A 22,708-nucleotide genomic window follows, 5' to 3' on the forward strand; every position below is an offset into this window, starting at 1 on the left:
GTTCATGTCTTCTTCGAATCTGGCGATTCCATCCGGTCCCCTGGCGCGGCGCTTCAGCCGGCGCGTGCTGGTCGCGCACGGCGAACGCAAAATCTGGGTCGGCGGCGACGCTCCCGTGGTGGTGCAGTCGATGACCAATACCGACACGGCCGACGTGATCGGCACCGCGATCCAGGTCAAGGAACTGGCCCGCGCCGGCTCCGAAATGGTGCGCATCACGGTCGACAAGCCCGAAGCGGCCGCCGCCGTGCCCCTGATCCGCGAACAGCTCGACAGGATGGAAATCGACGTGCCGCTGGTGGGCGACTTCCACTACAACGGCCATACCCTGCTGCGCGACTTCCCCGAGTGCGCGCGCGCGCTGTCGAAGTACCGCATCAATCCCGGCAACGTCGGGCAGGGCGCCAAGCGCGACAGCCAGTTCGCCCAGATGATCGAAGCGGCAATCCTGTACAACAAGCCGGTGCGCATCGGCGTCAACTGGGGCAGCCTGGACCAGTCGCTGCTGGCGCGCATCATGGACGAAAACGCCCGCCGCCCGGAGCCGTGGAGCGCGCAGGCGGTCATGTACGAAGCCCTGATCACCTCGGCCATCGAGAACGCCGTGCGGGCCGAGGAAATCGGCCTCGGACGCGACCAGATCATCCTCTCGTGCAAGGTCTCGGGCGTGCAGGACCTGATCGCCGTCTACCGCGAACTGGCGCGCCGCTGCGACTATCCGCTGCACCTGGGCCTGACCGAGGCGGGCATGGGCAGCAAGGGCATCGTGGCCTCGACCGCCGCGCTGTCGGTGCTGCTGCAGGAAGGCATCGGCGACACGATCCGCATTTCGCTCACCCCGGAACCGGGCGGCGACCGCACGCGCGAAGTGGTGGTGGCGCAAGAGATTTTGCAAACCATGGGCCTGCGCAAGTTCGCGCCGATGGTGATCGCCTGCCCGGGCTGCGGCCGCACCACCTCGACCACCTTCCAGGAACTGGCCGACAATATCCAGAGCTACCTGCGCGAGCAGATGCCGGAATGGAAAAAGGCGTATCCGGGCGTGGAAGCCATGAATGTGGCCGTGATGGGCTGCATCGTCAACGGTCCGGGCGAATCGAAGCACGCCAACATCGGCATCAGCCTGCCTGGCACGGGCGAATCGCCTGCCGCGCCGGTGTTCGTCGATGGCAAGAAAACCGTCACCCTGCGCGGCGACAGGATCGTCGAGGAATTCCAGGCCATCGTCCTGAATTACGTACAAACCACTTACGGTAAGCAAACTGAACATGTCTGATAACAAAAAAGAAAAAGCAACGAAGATCACGGCCGTCAAAGGCATGAACGACATCCTGCCGGCCGACGCGCCGCTGTGGGAGCTGTTCGAAAACACCGTGCACTCGGTCCTGAAAAGCTACGGCTACCTGAAGATCGTCACCCCGATCGTGGAAGACACGGCGCTGTTCAAGCGCGCCATCGGCGCGGTGACCGACATCGTCGAAAAGGAAATGTACTCGTTCAAGGACTCGATGAACGACGACGAACTGACCCTGCGCCCTGAAGGCACGGCCGGCGTGGTGCGCGCCGTCATCGAGCACAACCTGGTCTACGACGGCCCGCGCCGCGTCTGGTACTCGGGACCGATGTTCCGCCACGAGCGTCCGCAGCGCGGCCGCTATCGCCAGTTCTTCCAGGTCGGCGCGGAAGCGGTCGGCTTCGCCGGTCCGGACATCGACGCCGAACTGATCATGCTGTGCCGCCGCCTGTGGGACGACCTGGGCCTGGAAAACATCCGCCTCGAAATCAATTCCATCGGCGACGCGGCCGAGCGCCAGCGCCACCGCGCCGACCTGATCGCCTATTTCGAAGCCAATCTCGACCTGCTCGACGACGAAGCCAGGCGCCGCCTGCACGCCAATCCGCTGCGCATCCTCGACACCAAGAACCCCGCCATGCAGGACCTGGTGAACAAGGCGCCGAAGCTGCTCGATTATCTGGAAGGCGAATCGGTTGCCCACTTCGAGGGCCTGAAGCGCATCCTCGACCACAACAATATCCAGTACACCGTCAACCCGCGCCTGGTGCGCGGCCTCGACTACTACAACCGCAGCGTGTTCGAGTGGGTCACCGACAAGCTCGGCTCGCAAGGCACCGTGTGCGCGGGCGGCCGCTACGATCCGCTGATCGAAAGCTTCGGCGGCAAGCCGACCCCGGCGGTCGGTTTCGCGATGGGCATCGAACGCCTGATCGAACTGATGAAAGAAGCGGGCGAACCGAACGATCCGTCGGAATGCGATGTCTATATGGTGCACCAGGGCGAGGAAGCGCGCATGCAGGCCTTCGTGCTGGCCGAGCGCATCCGCGATGCCGGCCTCGATGTTGTGTTACATTGCGCCGCTGCGAGCGGTCCGGGCAGCTTCAAGAGCCAGATGAAAAAAGCCGACGGCAGCGGCGCGGCCTTCGCCGTGATCCTGGGCGACGACGAAATCGCCAAGCGCACGGCGGCGGTCAAGTCGATGCGCGGCGCCGAAGGCGAGCAGCAGGCCAGCGTGCCGTTCGACGACGTGGTCGACTACCTGGTCAACCAGATCGTCGGCGCCCACGAGCATGACCACGACCACGAACACGTGCATTATCATCACTAAGTCAGCACCAAGTCAGCACCCGGCAGCAGGCGTCATCCGGCCCGTCCCGCGCGGGCGCGCCGGTATCATCCGATTAACCTGAACTAACACCGTTGAGAATTACATGGCATACGATCTCGAAGAACAAGAACAACTGGCCGCGATGCAGGCCTTCTGGAACAAGTACGGCAACATGCTGATGGTGTTGCTGATCATTGCCGCCGGTTCCTATGCCGGCTACACCTGGTGGAAGCGCGCCGAGCGCGTCAACGCCGCCGAAGCATCGGCCCTGTACACGCAGATCCAGGCCGCCGCCAGCGCCAAGGACAACGCCAAGGTGCAGCGCATCGCCGGCGACGTGCGCACCAAGTACGCCAAAAGCGCCTACGCCGCCATGACCGCGCTGACCGCGGCCAAGAGCGCTTTCGACGCCAACGACCTGAAATCGGCCAAGACCCATCTGCAATGGGTGGTCGACAACGGCAACGAAGAATACAAGTCGATCGCCAAGCTGCGCCTGGCCGGCGTGCTGCTCGACGAAAAAGCCTACGATGACGGCCTGAAACTGCTGGCCACGCCATTCCTGCCGCAATTCGCCGGCGCCGTGGCCGACCGCAAGGGCGACATCCTGGTGGCGCAGAACAAGATCGCCGAAGCGCGCAGCGCCTACGCGGCCGCCCTGGCCGCGATGGACGCCAAGCATCCGGGCCGCGCGCTGGTGCAGATCAAGCTCGAAGCCATCGGCGGCACCGTGCCGGAAACCAAAGCAGCCGCCTGAGCGGACTCTGTACCCAGAACAAGGTCATGACTATGCGTATTACCCAGAAACTTATCGGTGTGAGTGTGCTGGCCCTGATGGCCGGCTGCTCCACCCTGAGTTCGCTTAATCCCTTCGCCTCCAAACCCAAGGGCAACCAGCCTGCGCCGCTGGTCGAGCTGAAAGGCTCGATGGCCGTGCGCACCGCCTGGAAGCTCGATATCGGCAAGGCCCAGGATTACACCTTCACCCCGGCGCTGGTGAACCAGTCGCTGGTGGTGGCCGGCGCCGACGGCGCCATCGCGCGGGTCGACGCCGCCAGCGGCAAGCAGCTGTGGCGCATCAAGGCCGCAACAGGCCTGACCGCCGGCGTCGGCACCGACGGCAATATGCTGGTCTTCGGCGGCGCCAAGGGCGGCGTGCTGGCCTACGACCTCGAAGGCAAGCTGCTGTGGAAGGCGCAAGCCTCCAGCGAAGTGCTGTCCAGTCCCGTGGTGGGCGACGGCATCGTGGTGGTGCGCTCGGTCGACAACCGCATCGTCGGCCTGGACGCCAGGAGCGGCGAGAAAAAATGGACTGTGCAGCGCGTGTCGCCGCCGTTGACCCTGCGTAATGCGCCGGGCATGGTGGTGGTCGGCAAGGAAGTCATCGTGGCCCAGCCGGGCGGCAAGCTGCTGTCGCTGAACCTGGCCACCGGCAACGCGCGCTGGGAAGTGGCGGTCGGCGAATCGCGCGGCGCCACCGAACTCGAACGCGTCACCGATATCGGCGGCACCCCGGTCGTGATCGACCAGGAAGTGTGCGCCGTGTCCTACCAGGGCCGCGTCGGCTGCTTCGACATCGCCACCGGCGCGGCGCGCTGGACCAAGGAGCTCTCCTCCGACGTCGGCGTCTCGGTCGACCAGCGCTTCGTGTTCGCCGTCGACGACAAGGGCGCGGTCTCGGCCTTTAACCGCGAAGGCGGCGCCAGCGCCTGGAAAAACGACAAATTGAGCTATCGCCGCCTGTCCACCCCCGTGTCCTACGGACGCACGGTGGCCGTCGGCGACTACCAGGGTTTCATCCACTTCCTGTCACGGGAAGATGGTTCCTTTCTGGCGCGTGCCGCCACCGACGGGAGCGCCGTCACGGCCGCGCCCATGGTGGCCGGTTCGAACCTGATCTTTCAAACACAATCTGGGACAGTGACCGCTATCGCGGTCGAATAAAAACACCATGAAGCCGGTAATCGCATTAGTTGGTCGCCCCAACGTCGGGAAATCGACACTTTTCAATCGCCTCACCCGCTCGCGCGACGCGCTCGTGGCCGACTTGCCCGGCCTGACGCGCGACCGTCACTACGGCGAAGGCCGGGTCGGCGAACGTCCCTTCCTCGTCATCGACACGGGCGGCTTCGAGCCGGTCGCCAAGGAAGGCATCATGTTCCAGATGGCCCTGCAGACCAAGCAGGCCGTCGCCGAAGCGGACGTGGTCGTGTTCATCGTCGACGGCCGCCAGGGCCTGACCCCGCACGACAAGACCATCACCGACTTCCTGCGCAAGTCGGGCCGCAAGGTCATGCTGGTCGTCAACAAGGCCGAAGGCATGAAGTACAGCTCGGTCGTGGCCGACTTCTACGAACTCGGCATGGGCGACCCGTACGTCATTTCCGCCGCCCATGGCGACGGCGTGGTCGACCTGGTCGAGGAAGCGCTGAACGAAGCCTTCGCCCAGCGTCCGGACGACCAGGAAGAGCTGGAACCGGCCGCGCGCGGGATCAAGATCGCCATCGTCGGCCGTCCGAACGTGGGCAAGTCGACCCTGGTCAACACCCTGATCGGCGAAGAGCGCGTCATCGCCTTCGACATGCCGGGCACCACGCGCGACTCGATCGAGGTGCCGTTCGAACGCGACGGCAAGAATTACACCCTGATCGACACGGCCGGTATCCGCCGCCGCGGCAAGGTGTTCGAAGCGATCGAGAAGTTTTCGGTCGTAAAAACCCTGCAGTCGATTTCGGAAGCCCACGTGGTGATCCTGCTGCTCGACGCCCAGCAGGACATTTCGGAGCAGGATGCGCACATCGCCGGCTTCATCCTGGAGTCGGGCAGGGCGCTGGTGGTGGCCGTCAACAAGTGGGACGGCCTGCAATCGGACCAGCGCGACGAAATCAAGATCGACATCGACCGCAAGCTCGATTTCCTCTCGTTTGCCAAGACCCACTTCATCTCGGCCCTGAAGTCGCAAGGCATCGCGCCGATGATGAAATCGGTCGACGCGGCCTACGCCGCCGCCACCGCCGACCTGTCCACGCCGCGCCTGACGCGCGCGCTGATCGAAGCGGTCGAGAAGCAGGAACCGCGCCGCAAGGGCTCGATCCGTCCTAAAATGCGCTATGCGCACCAGGGTGGGCAGAATCCGCCGATCATCGTCATCCACGGCAATGCGCTCGACGCGATCGGCGAGCCGTACAAGCGTTACCTCGAAAAGCATTTCCGCGACACCTTCAATCTGGTCGGTACGCCGCTGCGGATCGAGCTGCGCATGGGCAAGAACCCGTTCGCCCGGACGTCAAAGTAGCACCGGATGTCACGGCGGGCGCGCCCGCCGTCCGACAGACAATTGCAAAACAGGTTACAGTACATTAGGGACATCGTTCTACCCACAGAATGATGGTCCCGGCACTTGAAAAACCAGCGAGTCGCCTCCAATTCTTTACTACAACAACATCACGGAGCTGTTATGAGCAACAAAGGGCAACTGTTACAAGACCCATTCCTCAATGCCTTGCGCAAAGAGCATGTTCCCGTCTCGATCTACCTGGTCAACGGGATCAAACTGCAGGGCCACATCGAGTCCTTCGACCAATACGTCGTCTTGCTGCGTAACACGGTGACCCAGATGGTCTACAAGCATGCAATCTCCACCGTTGTTCCGGCACGCGCGGTCAACCTCAATCTTGATTCCGAAGCTGAGTAAGGCCATGGGCGTCGCCACCCCGGGTCGCCCGGCCCCGCAGGGAGGCCTATGCGCGCAGCATTAGTCGGCATCGATTTCGGCGCGGGCGACTTCAACGCGAGCGTGGAAGAGCTGTCCCTGCTCGCCCGTTCGGCGGGCGCCGAGCCGATCACCACCATCACCGCCAAGCGTTCCAGTCCCGACGCCGCCTACTTCGTCGGCAGCGGCAAGGCCGACGAAATCGGCCTGGCCTGCGTGGACCAGAACATCGAGATCGTGATTTTCAATCACGCCTTGTCTCCGGCCCAGCAGCGCAACCTGGAAAAGCGCCTGAATATCCGCGTGCTCGACCGCACCAGCCTGATCCTCGACATCTTCGCGCAGCGCGCCAAGAGCCACGAGGGCAAGCTGCAGGTCGAACTGGCCCAGCTGCAGCACCTGGCCACGCGCCTGATCCGCGGCTGGACTCACCTGGAACGGCAAAAGGGCGGTATCGGCCTGCGCGGTCCGGGTGAAACCCAGCTCGAGACCGACCGCCGCCTGATCGGCGAGCGCGTCAAGGCCCTGCGCGCGCGCCTGGCCAAGCTGCGCAAGCAGCATGAGACCCAGCGCCGTTCGCGCGGACGCAGCCATACCTTTTCGGTCTCGCTGGTCGGCTACACCAATGCCGGCAAGTCGACCCTGTTCAACGCCCTGACCAAGGCCGGCGTGTACGTCGCCAACCAGTTGTTCGCCACGCTGGACACGACCTCGCGCCGCGTCTACCTGGGCGAAGAAGTGGGCAATGTGGTCATGTCCGATACGGTCGGCTTCGTGCGCGAACTGCCGCACCAGCTGGTGGCGGCCTTCCGCGCCACGCTGGAAGAAACCATCCACGCCGACCTGCTGCTGCACGTCGTCGACGGCGCCAGCCCGGTGCGCATGGAACAGATCGAACAGGTCAACCTGGTGCTCAAGGAAATCGGCGCCGATCACATTCCGCAGATCCTGGTGTGGAACAAGATCGACGCCGCCGGCCTGGAGCCTGCGGTCGAGCGCGATGAAGCGGGCAGGATTGCGCGCGTCTTCATCAGCGCCCATACCGGCGCCGGGCTCGACATGCTGCGCGATGCCGTGGTCGAAGCGGCCAGGGCCGCGCCGGCGCGCAGCCATCTTTTTGACGAGCAGGACGATGCCGAACCGGTTGACGCGACCGGCGCCGGCGACGCGGACGATGCGTACGACGCCGACGATGGCGCCGGCGCGGACGATGCGCACGAGCGGCAGGACGCGCAAGCGGCCGAAATTCTAACCTCCACCAACGTCGGACCTCGATAGCATGCTTGCTTCATTACTCAAACGCGTCGGCATCCGGCCGCCGCCCACTGTCCTGCTGCAGGACAGCAAACGTCCCGGTGACGGCCCGCCCGATCTCGACCAGATGTGGCGCGATTTCAACCAGCGCCTCAATCGCCTGTTCGGCAACAAAGGCCCGGGCGGCGGCGACGCCAACGGCGGTGGCGGTCCGTACCGCCCCGACATGAAGGGCGCCGGCATCACGGTCGGCGCCGCGGTGGCGGTGGTCGGCTTCATCTGGCTGGCCAGCGGCGTGTTCAGCGTGCGCGAAGGCCAGGCCGGGATCGTCTCGACCTTCGGCAAATACAGCCACAGCACCGGTTCGGGCCTGAACTGGCACATGCCGTATCCGTTCCAGACCCATGAAAAGGTCAACGTCAACGAAGTGCGGACCATGGAAATCGGCTACAGCGGCAATGTGCGCTCGAAGAACCTGAAAGAGTCGCTGATGCTGACCGACGACGAGAACATCGTCGACATCCAGTTCGCGGTGCAGTACACGCTCAAGGATCCGAAGGCCTGGCTGTTCAACAACCTGGAACCCGACGAAACCGTGCGCCAGGTCGCCGAAACCGCGATCCGCGAAGTGGTCGGCAAGAGCAAGATGGACTACGTGCTGTACGTCGGCCGTGAAAAAGTCGCGCTCGACACGCAGCTGCTGATGCAGCAGATCATCGACCGCTACGCACTGGGCGCGCAGATCAGCAATGTCACCATGCAGGGCGTGCAACCGCCGGAGCAGGTGCAGGGCGCCTTCGACGACGCCAACAAGGCCGGCCAGGACAACGAACGCGCCAAGAGCGAGGGCGAAGCCTACGCCAACGACGTGGTGCCGCGCGCCGCCGGCAATGCCGTGCGCCTGCTGGAAGAAGCGCGCGCCTACCGCTCGATGGTGACCGAAAACGCCACCGGTAACGCGGCCCGCTTCACGCAGGTGATGACCGAGTACCAGAAGGCGCCTGGCGTCACGCGCGACCGCATGTACCTCGACACCATGCAGCAGATCTTCAGCAGCGCCAGCAAGGTGATGGTCGACGTCAAGGCCGGCAGCAACCTGCTGTACCTGCCGCTCGACAAACTGATCGCCCAGACCGCCGCCAACGACGCCGCCATCGGTTCCAAGTCCGGTCCGGTGATGATGACGCCGGCGCAGACCGCGCCGCAACAGCCGCAGGCCCTGCCGGCCGACGTGCTGCAACCGCTCGAACAAGTGCGCCAGCGCGACAGCCGCAGCCGCGAATCCTCACGTGATCGGGAGACCCGTTAATGAACCGCCTCGTATCCTTTTTTGTTGCGGCCTTCATCGCGCTGATGCTGCTGTCGTCGACGGTGTTCATCGTCGACCAGCGCAAGTTCGCGGTGGTGTTCGCGTTCGGCGAGATGAAGGAAGTGATCAGCGAGCCCGGCCTGCATTTCAAGCTGCCGCCGCCGTTCCAGAACGTGATCTACCTCGACAAGCGCATCCTCACGCTCGACACGCCCGACGCCGACCGCTTCATGACGTCCGAAAAGAAGAACGTCATGGTCGACGCCTTCGTCAAATGGCGCATCATGGATCCGCGCCTGTACTACATCAGCTTCAACGGCAACGAAGCGAGCGCGCGCGGGCGCATGGGCCAGATCGTCAAGGCGGCCCTGAACGAGGAAATCACCAAGCGCACGGTGCGCGAAGTCATTTCCGGCCAGCGCGGCAAGGTGATGGAAGCGATCCAGCGCAAGGTGGTCGACGAGGCCAGGCAGATCGGCGTGCAGATCGTCGACGTGCGCCTCAAGCGCGTCGACTACGACGAGAAGATCAACGCCTCGGTGTACGACCGCATGCGCGCCGAGCGCCTGAAGGTGGCCAACGAGCTGCGTTCGACCGGTTCGGCCGAATCCGAGAAGCTGCGCGCGGCGGCCGACCGCAAGCGCATCGAACTGCTGGCCGCGGCCTACCGCGAAGCGGAGCAGATCAAGGGTGAGGGCGATGCCGCCGCCTCGGCGATCTACGCCGAAGCCTTCGGCAAGAGCCCGGAGTTCTACAAGTTCTACCGCTCGCTGGAAGCCTACCGCGCGACCTTCAAGACCCACGGCGACGTGCTGGTGCTCGATTCGAACTCGGAGTTCTTCAAGTACTTCCGCGCGCCCGGCGGGGCATCGGCGCCCGCGGCTGCCGCCAAGAAGTAATCGCAGCGGCCGGGATGAATGACGGGCGTGCCTGCCTTGCAGGTACGCCCGTTTGCCTTGTGCGGCACGCCCGGGCCTCCCGCGGCGCCCTGGATTCGCGCCTGCGCGCAACGACGCCAGGAAGGGTGGCGGCCGCAGCAACCGTAACAAGCCCACAACTGCTTCCCGCACATTTGTTGGCGCTCTTAAACCATTTTCCTGTAAAATCGCTGATTCGGCGCTACATTTAGCACGACCGTGCGCGCCATATTGTCCGATTTTTAACTATCTCCCGTTGCCCATGCCGAACTGGCTCCTGCCTGAAAATATTGCCGACGTCCTGCCGTCCGAAGCGCGCAAGACCGAAGAGCTGCGCCGCCTGATGCTCGATAACTTCCGTTCCTACGGTTACGAGCTGGTGATGCCGCCTTTGCTCGAATACGTCGAGTCGCTGCTGGCCGGCGCCGGCCAGGACACCGAACTGCGCAGCTTCAAGCTGGTCGACCCGATGTCGGGCCGCATGCTCGGCCTGCGCGCCGACATGACCACCCAGGTCGCGCGCATCGACGCCCACCTGCTCAACCGCGACTCGGTCACCCGCCTGTGCTACGCCGGCAGCGTGCTGCATACCCGCCCGAGCGGCCTGCACGCCACCCGCGAGCCGCTGCAGATCGGCGCCGAGATCTACGGCCACGCCGGCCTCGAAGCCGACGCCGAAGTGCAGGAACTGGCGCTGGCCTCGCTGGCCCTGGCCGGCTTCGGCGCGGACCAGGTGCGCCTCGACCTGTCGCACGCGGGCGTCCTGCGCGCGCTGCTGGCCGACGACGGCGCCGCCAAGAAGGACGAAGCGGCGCTGTACACCCTGCTGCGCGCCAAGGACAGCCCGGGCCTGGACGCCATCAGCGCGGCGTACGCGCCGGCCACCCGCGCCGCCCTCAAGGCCTTGCCCGGCCTGTACGGCGACATCGACGTGCTGGCCAGGGCGCGCGAAGTGCTGCCGGCGCTGCCGGGCATCACGCGCGCGCTGGCCGAACTGGCGGCGCTGGCCGGATCGGCCCTGGGCCGCGCCGACGTGGCGATCGACCTGGCCGACCTGCGCGGCTACCAATACGAAAGCGGCGCGATGTTCGCGCTGTACGTGCCCGGCCTGCCGAATGCGGTGGTGCGCGGCGGACGTTACGACCATGTGGGCGAAGCATTCGGACGGGCCAGGCCCGCGACCGGCTTTTCGCTCGATTTGCGCGAACTGGCGCGGCTCCTGCCGACCGCCGAGCGCAAACATTCGATCCGTGCTCCGTGGGGCAATGCCCCCGAGCTGCGTGAAAAAATCGCTCAACTGCGCAAAGCAGGCGAGGTTGTGATCCAGAGTTTGCCGGGTCACGACAATGAGCAGGACGAGTTCGAGTGCGATCGCGTACTCGTCCTCGACAACAGTAACTGGATTCTCAAAAACTTAGGCTAAGTGTGATGTCAAAGAAAAACGTGGCAAAGAACGTCGTTGTCATCGGTACCCAGTGGGGCGATGAAGGCAAGGGCAAGATCGTCGATTGGCTGACCGATAACGCGCAGGGCGTGGTTCGCTTCCAGGGTGGCCATAATGCCGGCCATACCCTGGTCATCAAGGGTCAGAAGACCGCCTTGCAGCTGATCCCGTCGGGCATCATGCGCGAAGGCGTGGCCTGCTACATCGGCAATGGCGTGGTGGTGTCGGTTCCCGACGTCATGCGCGAAATCGACAAGCTCCAGGCCATCGGCGTGGAAGTGGTGTCGCGCCTGAAGATCTCCGAGGCGTGCCCTGCGATCCTGCCGTACCACGTCGCCATCGACGTGGCGCGTGAAGTGGCGCGCGGCGCCAACAAGATCGGCACCACCGGCAAGGGCATCGGCCCGGCCTACGAAGACAAGGTGGCACGCCGCGCGATCCGTATCGCCGACATGCTCAACGAAGAGCGCTTCGCCGAAAAGCTGCGCGAAAACCTCGACTACCACAACTTCGTGCTGACCAACTACCTGAAAGCCGACGCGGTCGACTTCCAGAAGACCTTCGACGACGCGATGGCCCTGGTGCCGCGCCTCAAACCGATGGTCGGCGACGTCTCCTCGCAGCTGTACGCGGCGCACAAGGCCGGCGGCAACCTGCTGTTCGAAGGCGCGCAGGGTTCGCTGCTCGACGTCGACCACGGCACCTATCCGTACGTGACCTCGTCGAACTGCGTGGCCGGCAATGCCGCCGCCGGTGCCGGCGTCGGCCCGAACATGCTGCACTACATCCTGGGCATCACCAAGGCCTACACCACGCGCGTGGGCTCCGGCCCGTTCCCGTCGGAACTGCCAACCGATGCCGGCGTCGGCCATCACCTGTCGTCGGTCGGCCATGAATTCGGCACCGTCACCGGCCGTGCGCGCCGCTGCGGCTGGTTCGACGCCGCGCTGCTGCGCCGCTCGGTCCAGATCAATGGCGTGTCGGGCATGTGCCTTACCAAGCTCGACGTGCTGGACGGCCTGGAAACGCTGCAACTGTGCACCGGCTACAAGATCGACGGCCGCGCTGTCGACATCTTCCCGGTCGGCGCGGAAGATGCGGCGCGCTGCGTGCCTGTGTACGAAACCATGCCTGGCTGGAAAGAAAGCACGGTCGGCGCGAAATCGCTGGCCGATCTGCCTGCCACCGCGCGTGCCTACATCAAGCGCATCGAAGAGCTGGTCGGCGTGCCGGTCGATATGGTCTCCACCGGTCCCGACCGCGTCGAAACCATCGTCCTGCGTCACCCGTTCGAATAAGCAGACGCACGAATAACAAGACGTTCGAATAACAAGACGTTCGAATAACAACAAGCTATAGGAATCATCATGACGACCCCTCCATCGACCGACAATGACCTCTGGGTGTCCTGGGACGAGTACCACCGCCTGATCGAGCGCCTGGCGCTCAAGGTGTACGAATCGGGCTGGAAGTTCGACCAGGTGCTGTGCCTGGCGCGCGGCGGCGTGCGTCCGGGCGACGTGTTCTCGCGCATCTTCGACGTGCCGCTGGCGATCCTGTCGACCAGTTCGTACCGCGAAGAAGCGGGCACCGTGCGCGGCGACCTGGACATTGCCAAGTACATGACGATGACCAAGGGCCCGCTGGCCGGCAAGATCCTGCTGGTCGACGACCTGGCCGATTCCGGCGTCACGCTGGACAAGGTCACGCGTCACCTGAGCGAGAATTTCGCCGGCGTGACCGAAGTCAAATCGGCGGTCATCTGGGTCAAGGGCACGTCCTCGATCCGTCCGGATTACTACCTGGAAGACTTGCCGCACAACCCGTGGATTCACCAGCCGTTCGAAGACTACGACGGCCTGCGTCCGCACCAGCTGTCGGCGTGGATGAAGAAGTTCGACAAGCCGGCGTAACGTGGCTGCTTAGTGGCTGCTTAGTCAAGAAGCTCCCGCAAGGGAGCTTTTTTTTTGCTGCGGCCCGAGCGGCGCGGTCCGCCCCGCCGAACCCACCGACCTGCCGCCCTGCGCCGCGTTTCGGCACGGCCGTCCGGCACGCCCATCCGGCACGCCCATCCGGCACGGCCATCCGGCACGGCCATCCGGCACGGCCATTCTCCGACAAATCAAGCGCGCCAGCCATTGCTGCGCCTTTTTTCCATTTTATTCATGAAAAAACTCTTCTTCATTCTCTTTTCCGGCTTTGTTCTTACCGGCTGTACCTCGCTGCAACAAATTGCGCTCGATAACGCTGGCGCGGCGTCGCTGAAAGGTCAATCGATCACGCACACCGCGCGCAAGATGCCCCGCTTCCAGATCATGGGCGTGGACGTGAAAACAAGCCTGGGCGAAGCCGATGCCCTGATCAAGGATAACCAGATACCCGATCCGGCCGACGCCATCGCACGCGACCTGGTGGCCGCCCTGAGCAGCGCGCACGGAGCCAGGCCTGGCGGGGCCCCGCTGGCGCTCGATAGCGATGAGGTCGATGCGATTTCCGTCGCAGCTGGCGGTTCGGTGCGTTTCGTGGTCGACGTCCAGACCCTCAACTGGTTCGCCTGGTATTTTCCGCTCGACTGGAATCACTACCGCCTGATCTATGTGGCCAGGGCGCGTGTGATCGACCTGGCGTCAAGGAAAGTCATCGCCGAGAGCTTCTGCAACCGTGTTCCGGATGATCCGGAAGGGGCGCCAAGCTATAAAGAGCTGGTCGGCGACGGCGCCGCCGGATTGAAGAAAGAACTCGACGTGGCGGGCAAGGCGTGCCTGGCCACCATGAAAGAAAAGATACTGGCGCAATAGAGCGGCCGCCATTGCGCCGGCCCGGGGGACGCCGCAACCGCGCCATCGAACGTCTGCTTGCGCCGCGCCGCCTGTTCTGGTGCGCTTCCCCTGCACAAACGCTCCCCTTGCGTTGCCGACTTGCAGAAATTGTCGGCGCGAGTCGATGCCGATCACCTGGCCGGCCCCATCGCGCAAGCCCGTGCCAGCATGTCAGCATGCTTCCGCTACGATGGATTGTCCGTTTTTCCATCGAAGCAATAGGGGCGCCGGGCATGGCCACGCGTTCAGCCGTGGCGTACGCCCGCCACATCGCCACATCGTCGCAATCGGTCCGATTACCGACCAGACCGCTGGACGTCGGGCGATGCGCGGCCCTGGCTCCGGAGCACGCCGCGCGACGGCGGCGCTCCCGGGTCAGCGCGGCACGATGGCGAACTGCGGCCGCTGGGTGTAGTCCGGCTTGACCGTGCGCCTGGCGAATGTGTCCCACGCCGCGCGCGCGTTCGGAATCCCGCTGTCGGCGGCCGCCGCCAGCGCCGGCTGCATGTTCGACGGGAAGCCTTCGGCCGAACTGGCGTAGCCGGTCATTTCACCGGCCAGCCACGGCATGCGTCCGGTCTTCTTGTCGCGTTCGAGCTGGGTGCGCCAGTCGGCCTGCTGCTGGCTGCCGCACGGCTGGTCCACATAGCGCTGGCCGGTGCTGTTGACCAGGTCGGTATTGTCGGCCGCGCGCATGGTGGCCTGCCACGCTTGCGCAAAGGTGGTGAAGTAGGGCGATGTCTCGGTGGCGCGCACCGACAGCGCATACACCGCGCCATCGATCCAGCAATAGCCGGGCGCCGTCATGCGCCCGACCGGGAAGCGCGATTTCCAGTCCAGCAGCGGCTTGGCGTTGCTGAAGCCCAGCTCGACCGCATGTCCCACGGCCGAGGTGAAGAAGTCGTCCTGCCACGGCGCCATTCCGGTGCGCAGTCCACCCGGGCCGTTGTAGGCCACCGTCGCAAACCCGCTGTTGTCGAGGAAGCCCAGCTGGTTGCTGTTGCCTGTCACATAGGTGGTGTTGTACCAGTCCACGTTGTTGTTGACGACCTGCTGGAAGTAGCCCTTGAGCGGGTGATCGTCCGGCGCGATGTAGGCCGCCTGCGTCAGCGAGCGCAGCGCCCATGCCTGCCCGCGCGCCTGGTGGCTCTTGACCAGGCCGGTGGCGTGCTTGCGGTAGCCCGGATTCTGGTTGAGCAGGTTCCAGTTGGCCCAGAAGTGCAGCTCGTCCAGGTGATAGGTGTCGCCGGTAACCAGGTAGGGCAGGTAGGAGAACGAGGGGTGATGCGAGGTGTCGGGCGTGTAGGGCGTCACGCACTCGGCGGCCGGCGCGCACTGCGGCAAGTCTTCCCAGCGCTTGAGCACGCGGTTGTAGCTGTCGCTGCTGATGCGGATGTCGCGCACGTACGGGTAGTCGACGATCGATACCGGCTGGCCGGTGTTGCGGTCGCGGTAATGCATCGGCCAGCTGCCGCTCAGGTCGCTCAAGCCGACGCTGACTTCCTTGGCGCGCTCGTCCATGCTGAGCAGGTACATCGCGCCCCAGGTGTGGTGCAGGCCGATGTCCGGACGGCCGCCGGTCGCCGGCATGTAGTTGTTGACCATCGCCATGCCCATCGGGCCGGCCTTGGCCGTATCCCAGGTCGTTTTCATGGCTGTCAGCGCGGCCGGCGCGATGCTCAGGCCCTGGTCGTAGTTGGGCACCGCTTTCGAGGCGATCAGGTAGCGCGTGTCGTGCTTGATGTGGATGGCCGGCTCCAGGTCGGGCCAGAACACCTTGCGCCAGCGCGCGTGCTGATGGTGTTTGAGGGCATTGATGTTGTAGACGCTTTTGCCGTAGATCAGCACTTCCGCATCGTAAGTGAACTGTTTCGGGGCTGGTTCGTAGGCCCAGTTGTTTTCGATGGTGACGTCGACCCGCACCTTGCCGTTGATGCCGTTGACGCTGTTGTAGGCGCGGATGGCGAAGCGCGCGCTCAGGTGCGGATGCTCGACGCCGGCGGCCGACTTGAGCGGCGCCGACACCTGCCATTCGTTGACCACCGGGCCCGACAGCCAGGTCTGGTACGCGCTGTGCTGCAGCAGCTGGGCTGCCGATGCCGTGTAGAGCTGCCCGCCCAGGTTCAGCTTGACCATGGTGTCGAAGCCGGCGGCCAGCAGGGAACCGGGGCCGCGCGGCGCGACCGGCGGCGGCGCCGCTGCGGCGTTCAGCGCCAGGGCGATGGTCTGGCCGGCGCCGATCTGCGGCAGCGACGCGGAAATGATCGCGTGGCGCACCGAGCCGTCGGGGTGCTTCGCCTTGACGTTGACCTGCAGCGGCACCAGCACGTCGCCGGCCACGCCCGCCAGGCCGGCATTGGCCGGCAAGGCGCCCGGGGCGAACACCTGGCCGAAGGTGAGCGGCACATTGCTTTGCGCGCTGCTCGCCTTGTTGATGAGTTGCAAGGTGGTCAGGGTGCTGCCGATCGGCGCCGGCACGGCCAGCGGCGGGGCCGGGGTCAGCGGGTTGGCGGGATTGAGCGAGAGCAGGGCGCCGCTCCCCGCCTGCGTGCCGCTTCCCTCGGCGACCCCGGCAGGTGGCGCGGCGACGCCCGCCGCCGGGGGCGAGGTGGAAACCCGGCCCGGCGACCCGCCACCGCCGCCGCACGCGGCGAGGACGGCGATGGAAAGGGTGCCCAGAGTCCACTGGGCGCCACTGCGAAAATGTGATCGTGACAAGATTAATCTCCTTAAAGTATATGATTTTTGGCAACACTAGGCTGCTGCGGAGGGATTGTCAATATAGAAAATGCATGCGTTGGCGGGGAAGCGACGTTTGCAAAAATTCCGTGGAGTGCGGCTCCGCCATGCGCGTGCATGTGGCACACTCGCGGGGCCCATCCTGAACGATGCCATGCGCCAATATCCCCTTGTCGGCGATGGACGGCGCCTGCATTGCCTCTCCACTGTTTTGTTGCTGTCAGAACACAGGCGGCGTGAGAAAATAGCGGATCTGCGCTGCCGTCCGGTGGCGCTATGGAGCGTCCCGATCATGGCTGTGCCGCAAACCCGACAGGAATTACTGGACGCCGTCCGCGCCAGCTACGACAAGCTGGTCCTGGACCTGGCCGGCATCCCGTCCGGGCGGGCCGCCGACGCGACCCTGGAAGGCCACGTGCGAGGAACCCGCATGAGCGTGGCCAATCTGCTCGCTTACCTGATCGGATGGAATCTGCTGGTGCTGAAATGGTGCGATGCCAGGGCGGCCGGCCTGCCGGTGGATTTCCCCGACACCGGTTTCAAATGGAACGAATTGGGCCGCCTGGCGCAGAAATTCTACGCCGACCATGCCGGGGTGGACTATCCGACGCTGCTGCGCCGCTTTGCGCAGGTGCACGAGCGCATCGTGGCACTGATCGCCGCCGGAACCGACGCCTCGCTGTACGGCGCGCCGTGGTACGACAAGTACACCCTGGGCCGGATGATCCAGCTCAATACCGCATCGCCCTACGCGAATGCGCGCTTGCGGGTGCGCAAATGGAAAAAGGCGGAGGGGCCGGCAGGGTAAAGGTGCTTTTTTCCTGTATGCACGTTATGATCCCCGCATGATCCGAATTGCTTGCATCGATACGCGTCGTGCCCGCGCGTACGGGCACACCATCACCTCTTTAACCGGCACCACCGTATGACCCAGACCTTCATCCAAACCTTCATCCTGCTGTTCCTGGTCACCGACCCGTTCGGCAACGTTCCGCTGTTCGTCAGCGCCATGGCCCAGGTGCCGAAACAGCGGCGCTGGAAGATCGTGGTGCGCGAATGCGCGATCGCCTTCTTCGTGCTGCTGCTGTTCATGTTCTTCGGCCGCCACCTGCTGGCCGCCATGCAGCTGTCGCAGATTTCGCTGCGCATCGGCGGCAGCGTCATTTTGTTCCTGATCGCCATGCGCATGGTCTTCCCCCAGCCCGGCGGCATGTTCGGCGACAACGGCAAGGGCGGCGAGCCGTTCATCGTGCCGCTCGCCATTCCGGCCATTGCCGGGCCGTCGGCGCTGGCGACCGTGCTGCTGTTTTCCTCGAACACCACGACCGAAATCGTGATCCACGTCGGCGCGCTGGTGGCGGTGGCGCTGGTCTGGCTGGCGGTGTTCCTGCCCGCCGAGCGCCTGCAGGAAAAACTCGGCCCGCAAGTGATGGCCGCCTTCGAACGCCTGATGGGCCTGATCCTGAGCGCGATGGCGGTCGAGATGTTCCTGGCCGGGATACGCGAGTTCATCAAGTCGCTGTGAGCGCCGCGCCGGCCACGCTGGAACGGGCCGGCGTTCCCCTGCAAATCATCTGAATGGACACCATGAGCCAAGACGACCTGCTTCCTCTGTTCGCGCCGCCGCTGAGCCTCCTGCTCGAGAGCGCGGAAGATGCAAAAAACAGTCCCTTGAACGAAGTCGACGTACTCGAGATCAGGGATGCGGCCGCCGTCATCATGATGAGCCGCGACGACTTCAACGCGATGGCGCAGACGCGCGGCGACGACATCGATCCCGAGAACTGCTGGTACGACTGGCAGATGCTCCGGCGCCGGCTGGGACGCAAGCCCGACCTCGATCCCGGTGCGAAGGTGGTCTTCATCGGCAATGACGATGAAGCGTTCCGCAAGACCATCACGCTCGCGCGGGAGAGCCTGAGCGTGTTCCGTGCCATGCTGGCCGACGCCTCGGCGCCGCAGCGCTACCCGCTGGTGAAGGTGCGCCTGGAGGAACCTGGCTACCATGCCAATATCTGGCTGCTGGTGGTGGCGCACGACGGGCACGGTTTTGTCGGGCGCATCTTCGAACTGCCCGGCGACTTCACGCAGTACGCCGTCGGGATGGAATTGACGGTGCCCGACAGCGATGTCCAGGACTGGATGATCAACGACGACGGCACCCTGTACGGCGGCTATTCGCTGCGCTACAGCCGCGCCGCCATGGGTGAAGCGGAGCAAATCGCCTTCGACCGGCATCTCGGGGTGAGCGCTTACGCGTGAGGCGGATGCGCGCCCCGGCACGGGGCGGCAGGAGAGGGTGAGGGCAGCGCCGCGCGCCGCCCGCCGGCGTGCTACTTGCCCAGGATGGACACCACGTTGTCCGTCCCCGGCGCCCCGAAGGCCTGCTGCTTGAGGATGTGCAGCTGGTCGCGCACCTGCGCCGCCTTCTCGAATTCGAGATTCTTCGCGTGGTCGACCATCAGTTTTTCCAGGCGCTTGATCTCCTTGCCGATCTGCTTCTCGCTCATCGACTCGACCTTGGCGGTTTCCTTGGCGGTATCGAGCTGCTCGCGCGCCTGCTGCGGGCTGTAGACGCCGTCGATCAGTTCCTTGATCTGCTTCTTGATCCCGACCGCCGTGATGCCATGCTCGATGTTGTAGGCGATCTGCTTGGCGCGCCGGCGTTCGGTCTCGCCGATCGCCTTTTCCATCGACTCGGTGATCCGGTCCGCGTACAGGATCGCCACCCCGTTCAGGTTACGCGCGGCGCGCCCGATGGTTTGAATCAGGCTGCGCTCGGAACGCAGGAAGCCTTCCTTGTCGGCGTCCAGGATCGCCACCAGCGACACCTCGGGCAGGTCGAGGCCCTCGCGCAGCAGGTTGATCCCGACCAGCACATCGAAAGTCCCCAGGCGCAGGTCGCGCAGGATCTCGACCCGTTCCACCGTCTCGATGTCGCTGTGCAGGTAGCGCACCTTGACGCCATGGTCGCTCAGGTACTCGGTCAGCTGCTCCGACATGCGCTTGGTCAGCGTGGTCACCAGCACCCGTTCGTCCTTCTTGACGCGGTCGACGATTTCGGACATCAGGTCGTCGACCTGCGACAGCGCCGGCTTCACGATCACCAGCGGGTCGACCAGGCCGGTCGGGCGCACCACCTGTTCGACCACGTTGTCGGCATGCGCCTTCTCGTATTCGGCCGGGGTGGCCGAGACGAAGATCGTCTGGCGCAGCTTGCCCTCGAATTCCTCGAACTTGAGCGGGCGGTTGTCCAGCGCCGACGGCAGGCGGAAACCATAGTCGACCAGGTTGGTCTTGCGCGAACGGTCGCCGTTGTACATGGCGTTGAGCTGCCCGACCAGCACGTGCGACTCGTCGAGGAACATCAGCGCGTCTTTCGGCAGGTAGTCGACCAGCGTCGGCGGCGGGTCGCCCGGCATCGCGCCCGACAGGTGGCGCGAGTAGTTCTCGATGCCCTTGGTGAAGCCGATTTCGGCCATCATCTCCAGGTCGAAACGGGTGCGCTGCTCGAGGCGCTGTTCTTCGATCAGCTTGTTCTCCTTGCGGAAGTACTCCAGCCGGTCGCGCAGTTCGAGCTTGATGGTTTCGATCGCGCGCAGCACGGTGGAGCGCGGCGTGACGTAGTGCGAACCCGGATACACCGTAAAGCGCGGGATCTTCTGGCGAATGCGCCCGGTGAGCGGATCGAACAGCTGCAGGGATTCGATTTCGTCGTCGAACATCTCGACCCGGATCGCCAGTTCGGCATGCTCGGCGGGGAAGATGTCGATGCTGTCGCCGCGCACGCGGAAGGTGCCGCGCCCGAAGTCGATCTCGTTGCGCGTGTACTGCATCTGGATCAGGCGCGCGATCACGTCGCGCTGCGCGACCTTGTCCTTGGCGCGCAGGGTCAGGATCATCTGGTGGTACTCGTTCGGATTACCGATACCGTAGATGGCCGACACGGTGGCCACGATGACCACGTCGCGCCGCTCCATCAGCGACTTGGTGCACGACAGGCGCATCTGCTCGATATGCTCGTTGATCGACGAGTCCTTTTCGATGAACAGGTCGCGCTGCGGCACATAGGCTTCCGGCTGGTAGTAATCGTAGTAGCTGACAAAATACTCGACCGCGTTCTGCGGGAAGAATTCGCGGAACTCGGCGTACAGCTGCGCGGCCAGCGTCTTGTTCGGCGCGAACACGATGGCCGGGCGGCCGGCGCGCGCGATCACGTTGGCCATGGTGTAGGTCTTGCCGGAGCCGGTCACGCCGAGCAGGGTCTGGAAAGAGAGCCCGTCGTTGATGCCTTCCACCAGTCCGTCAATGGCGGTCGGCTGGTCGCCGGCCGGGGGGAAAGGCTGGTGCAGCTTGAACGGGGAATCGGGGAACGTGACGACCGTCGGCGACGGGTCTTGGGCAACGGATAATTCAGCCATACGATCAGACCTTTGTTAGAATGGTGTCCCGCTCGCGGCCCAGGAAACACCCAATCAGTAATCAGAATATGGGTCGCTGTCTATACAACCCAGCCGACACTCAATCTTACCACGATGACTTCAACAGCTTCCGCCACCATCTTCAGCGCCATCGACATGGCCCCGCGCGACCCGATCCTGGGCATCACCGAGGCCTTCAATGCAGACACCAATCCCGCCAAGATCAACCTCGGCGTGGGTGTCTATTATGACGACAATGGCAAAGTGCCGCTGCTCGCTTGCGTACGCAAAGCCGAGGAGCTGCTGATGGAGCAGCTGGCGCCGCGCACCTACCTGCCGATCGAAGGCCTGGCCGCGTACGACGCCGCCGTGCAAGAGCTGGTATTTGGTGCCGGCAGCGCGATTATTCAAGACAAGCGCGCAGTCACCGTGCAAGCCATCGGCGGCACCGGCGCACTGAAAATCGGCGCCGACTTCCTGCAGCGCTTCGCGCCGGGATCAAGCGTCTACATCAGCGATCCGAGCTGGGAAAACCACCGCGCCCTGTTCGAAAGCGCCGGCTTCACCGTCAACACCTACCGCTACTACGACGCGGCCACGCGCGGCGTCGATTTCGCCGGCATGCTGGCCGACCTGAAAGCCATGCCGAAGGGCGCCATCGTCCTGCTGCACGCCTGCTGCCACAACCCGACCGGCGCCGACATCAGCCCGGCCCAGTGGGATGAGGTGATCGCCGCCATCGGCGCCGGCGGCCTGATTCCCTTCCTCGACATGGCCTACCAGGGCTTCGGTTCGGGCATCGCCGAAGACGGCGCGGTGGTCGCCAAGTTCGCCGCCGCCGGCGGTCCGCTGCTGATCTCCAATTCCTTCTCCAAATCGTTCTCGCTGTACGGCGAGCGCGTGGGGGCGCTGTCCGTGGTCGGCGCCAGCGCCGAGGAAGCGGCGCGCCTGCTGTCGCAGCTCAAGCGGGTGGTGCGCACCAATTATTCGAACCCGCCGGTCCATGGCGGCAAGGTGGTGGCGACCGCGCTGACCACGCCGGAACTGCGCCAGCTGTGGGAAGACGAACTGGCCGCCATGCGCGTGCGCATCAAGGAGATGCGCAATACCTTCGTGGAAAAGCTCAAGGAAAAAGCGCCGGGCCACGACTTCGAATTCGTGCGCGAGCAGGTCGGCATGTTCTCGTACTCGGGCCTGAGCAAGCAGCAGGTCGAGCGCCTGCGCCTCGAGCACTCGATCTACGCGGTCGACACGGGCCGCATCTGCGTGGCGGCCCTGAACTCGAAAAATATCGACAAGGTCATTGACGCGATCGCCAAAGTCCTTTAAGATCTTGCTTCTTCGAATTGAACGAAAGATTGATTCGAAGGGTGCTGAAGCGATTACTGCCAACAACTTGATGGTCTGATCATTCCAGCATATAATGTTTGTCTATTCCCTGATAGCTCAGTTGGTAGAGCGACGGACTG

The 22,708-nt window shown here is 64.5% G+C and carries 19 protein-coding genes; 17 read left to right on the forward strand and 2 right to left on the reverse strand.

Annotation, left to right across the window (positions count from 1 at the left end):
- The first annotated feature begins 4 nt into the window (after positions 1 to 4).
- The 13 genes from ispG to EJB06_RS12245 all read left to right on the forward strand — a co-directional run bounded on the left by ispG (position 5) and on the right by EJB06_RS12245 (position 14,058).
- Positions 5 to 1,276, forward strand: coding sequence for a flavodoxin-dependent (E)-4-hydroxy-3-methylbut-2-enyl-diphosphate synthase (gene ispG / locus EJB06_RS12185; protein WP_126074282.1), 1,272 nt, complete (start codon positions 5 to 7; stop codon positions 1,274 to 1,276).
- A complete protein-coding gene (hisS, locus tag EJB06_RS12190; RefSeq protein ID WP_126074283.1) occupies positions 1,269 to 2,624 on the forward strand; it encodes a histidine--tRNA ligase in 1,356 nt (451 codons plus the stop codon). Before ispG ends, hisS begins: the two co-directional genes overlap by 8 nt.
- 103 nt (positions 2,625 to 2,727) lie before the next feature.
- On the forward strand, positions 2,728 to 3,381 hold the full coding sequence (locus EJB06_RS12195) for a YfgM family protein (protein ID WP_126074284.1): 654 nt from the start codon (positions 2,728 to 2,730) through the stop codon (positions 3,379 to 3,381).
- Between the two features lie 32 nt (positions 3,382 to 3,413).
- Positions 3,414 to 4,568, forward strand: coding sequence for an outer membrane protein assembly factor BamB (gene bamB, locus EJB06_RS12200; RefSeq protein ID WP_126074327.1), 1,155 nt, complete (start codon positions 3,414 to 3,416; stop codon positions 4,566 to 4,568).
- A gap of 7 nt (positions 4,569 to 4,575) precedes the next feature.
- Complete coding sequence (gene der, locus EJB06_RS12205; protein WP_126074285.1) at positions 4,576 to 5,919, forward strand: ribosome biogenesis GTPase Der; 1,344 nt, start codon at positions 4,576 to 4,578, stop codon at positions 5,917 to 5,919.
- 162 nt (positions 5,920 to 6,081) lie between these two features.
- The gene (gene hfq, locus EJB06_RS12210; protein ID WP_026354376.1) at positions 6,082 to 6,318 is read left to right on the forward strand and encodes an RNA chaperone Hfq; all 237 of its coding nucleotides are present in this window, start codon (positions 6,082 to 6,084) and stop codon (positions 6,316 to 6,318) included.
- 48 nt (positions 6,319 to 6,366) lie between these two features.
- Positions 6,367 to 7,614, forward strand: coding sequence for a GTPase HflX (gene hflX / locus EJB06_RS12215; protein WP_229427041.1), 1,248 nt, complete (start codon positions 6,367 to 6,369; stop codon positions 7,612 to 7,614).
- 1 nt (position 7,615) lies between these two features.
- Positions 7,616 to 8,899 (forward strand): FtsH protease activity modulator HflK, encoded by a 1,284-nt coding sequence (gene hflK, locus EJB06_RS12220; protein WP_126074286.1) that lies wholly within the window; start codon positions 7,616 to 7,618, stop codon positions 8,897 to 8,899.
- Complete coding sequence (hflC, locus tag EJB06_RS12225; protein ID WP_126074287.1) at positions 8,899 to 9,798, forward strand: protease modulator HflC; 900 nt, start codon at positions 8,899 to 8,901, stop codon at positions 9,796 to 9,798. The genes hflK and hflC overlap by 1 nt, the downstream gene beginning before the upstream one ends.
- A gap of 280 nt (positions 9,799 to 10,078) precedes the next feature.
- Positions 10,079 to 11,239 carry an ATP phosphoribosyltransferase regulatory subunit gene (locus EJB06_RS12230; protein ID WP_126074288.1) on the forward strand — a complete coding sequence of 387 codons (1,161 nt, stop codon included), beginning with the start codon at positions 10,079 to 10,081 and terminating at the stop codon, positions 11,237 to 11,239.
- 5 nt (positions 11,240 to 11,244) lie between these two features.
- Positions 11,245 to 12,558 (forward strand): adenylosuccinate synthase, encoded by a 1,314-nt coding sequence (locus EJB06_RS12235; RefSeq protein ID WP_126074289.1) that lies wholly within the window; start codon positions 11,245 to 11,247, stop codon positions 12,556 to 12,558.
- Positions 12,559 to 12,627: 69 nt separating this feature from the next.
- Entirely contained in the window at positions 12,628 to 13,173 is a 546-nt protein-coding gene (locus EJB06_RS12240; protein WP_126074290.1) for a phosphoribosyltransferase, read from the forward strand.
- Between the two features lie 54 nt (positions 13,174 to 13,227).
- Positions 13,228 to 14,058, forward strand: coding sequence for a hypothetical protein (locus EJB06_RS12245; RefSeq protein WP_126074291.1), 831 nt, complete (start codon positions 13,228 to 13,230; stop codon positions 14,056 to 14,058).
- Between the two features lie 396 nt (positions 14,059 to 14,454).
- Here EJB06_RS12245 and EJB06_RS12250 read toward each other — a convergent pair whose 3' ends face one another.
- Complete coding sequence (locus EJB06_RS12250) at positions 14,455 to 16,797, reverse strand: hypothetical protein (protein WP_229427042.1); 2,343 nt, start codon at positions 16,795 to 16,797, stop codon at positions 14,455 to 14,457.
- A 313-nt stretch (positions 16,798 to 17,110) separates the two neighbouring features.
- Between EJB06_RS12250 and EJB06_RS12255 the strand changes: the two genes are divergently transcribed.
- From EJB06_RS12255 to EJB06_RS12265, 3 genes are all read left to right on the forward strand, one after another.
- Positions 17,111 to 17,626 carry a ClbS/DfsB family four-helix bundle protein gene (locus tag EJB06_RS12255; protein ID WP_126074292.1) on the forward strand — a complete coding sequence of 172 codons (516 nt, stop codon included), beginning with the start codon at positions 17,111 to 17,113 and terminating at the stop codon, positions 17,624 to 17,626.
- Positions 17,627 to 17,743: 117 nt separating this feature from the next.
- Positions 17,744 to 18,343, forward strand: a complete 600-nt coding sequence (locus EJB06_RS12260; RefSeq protein WP_126074293.1) for a MarC family protein — start codon at positions 17,744 to 17,746, stop codon at positions 18,341 to 18,343.
- Between the two features lie 62 nt (positions 18,344 to 18,405).
- Positions 18,406 to 19,080 (forward strand): DUF2314 domain-containing protein, encoded by a 675-nt coding sequence (locus EJB06_RS12265; RefSeq protein WP_126074294.1) that lies wholly within the window; start codon positions 18,406 to 18,408, stop codon positions 19,078 to 19,080.
- A gap of 71 nt (positions 19,081 to 19,151) precedes the next feature.
- On the opposite strand, the gene uvrB is transcribed toward EJB06_RS12265, so the two are convergent.
- Positions 19,152 to 21,239, reverse strand: coding sequence for an excinuclease ABC subunit UvrB (gene uvrB, locus EJB06_RS12270; RefSeq protein WP_126074295.1), 2,088 nt, complete (start codon positions 21,237 to 21,239; stop codon positions 19,152 to 19,154).
- Positions 21,240 to 21,353: 114 nt separating this feature from the next.
- On the opposite strand from uvrB, the gene EJB06_RS12275 reads away from it, so the two are divergent.
- Positions 21,354 to 22,568, forward strand: coding sequence for an amino acid aminotransferase (locus EJB06_RS12275; protein WP_126074296.1), 1,215 nt, complete (start codon positions 21,354 to 21,356; stop codon positions 22,566 to 22,568).
- The last annotated feature ends 140 nt before the right edge of the window (positions 22,569 to 22,708 follow it).

It is taken from the genome of Massilia atriviolacea (genome assembly GCF_003953935.1).
Lineage (GTDB): Bacteria > Pseudomonadota > Gammaproteobacteria > Burkholderiales > Burkholderiaceae_D > Telluria_A > Telluria_A atriviolacea.

Coding starts and splice junctions, on each gene's coding strand:
- bamB (WP_126074327.1), top strand. CDS start 3,414: ATGCGTATTACCCAGAAACTTATCGGTGTGAGTGTGCTGGCCCTGATG.
- hflC (WP_126074287.1), top strand. CDS start 8,899: ATGAACCGCCTCGTATCCTTTTTTGTTGCGGCCTTCATCGCGCTGATG.
- EJB06_RS12230 (WP_126074288.1), top strand. CDS start 10,079: ATGCCGAACTGGCTCCTGCCTGAAAATATTGCCGACGTCCTGCCGTCC.
- EJB06_RS12235 (WP_126074289.1), top strand. CDS start 11,245: ATGTCAAAGAAAAACGTGGCAAAGAACGTCGTTGTCATCGGTACCCAG.
- hfq (WP_026354376.1), top strand. CDS start 6,082: ATGAGCAACAAAGGGCAACTGTTACAAGACCCATTCCTCAATGCCTTG.
- hisS (WP_126074283.1), top strand. CDS start 1,269: ATGTCTGATAACAAAAAAGAAAAAGCAACGAAGATCACGGCCGTCAAA.
- EJB06_RS12260 (WP_126074293.1), top strand. CDS start 17,744: ATGACCCAGACCTTCATCCAAACCTTCATCCTGCTGTTCCTGGTCACC.
- EJB06_RS12255 (WP_126074292.1), top strand. CDS start 17,111: ATGGCTGTGCCGCAAACCCGACAGGAATTACTGGACGCCGTCCGCGCC.
- EJB06_RS12240 (WP_126074290.1), top strand. CDS start 12,628: ATGACGACCCCTCCATCGACCGACAATGACCTCTGGGTGTCCTGGGAC.
- EJB06_RS12195 (WP_126074284.1), top strand. CDS start 2,728: ATGGCATACGATCTCGAAGAACAAGAACAACTGGCCGCGATGCAGGCC.
- EJB06_RS12265 (WP_126074294.1), top strand. CDS start 18,406: ATGAGCCAAGACGACCTGCTTCCTCTGTTCGCGCCGCCGCTGAGCCTC.
- ispG (WP_126074282.1), top strand. CDS start 5: ATGTCTTCTTCGAATCTGGCGATTCCATCCGGTCCCCTGGCGCGGCGC.
- hflK (WP_126074286.1), top strand. CDS start 7,616: ATGCTTGCTTCATTACTCAAACGCGTCGGCATCCGGCCGCCGCCCACT.
- der (WP_126074285.1), top strand. CDS start 4,576: ATGAAGCCGGTAATCGCATTAGTTGGTCGCCCCAACGTCGGGAAATCG.
- EJB06_RS12275 (WP_126074296.1), top strand. CDS start 21,354: ATGACTTCAACAGCTTCCGCCACCATCTTCAGCGCCATCGACATGGCC.
- hflX (WP_229427041.1), top strand. CDS start 6,367: ATGCGCGCAGCATTAGTCGGCATCGATTTCGGCGCGGGCGACTTCAAC.
- uvrB (WP_126074295.1), bottom strand. CDS start 21,239: ATGGCTGAATTATCCGTTGCCCAAGACCCGTCGCCGACGGTCGTCACG.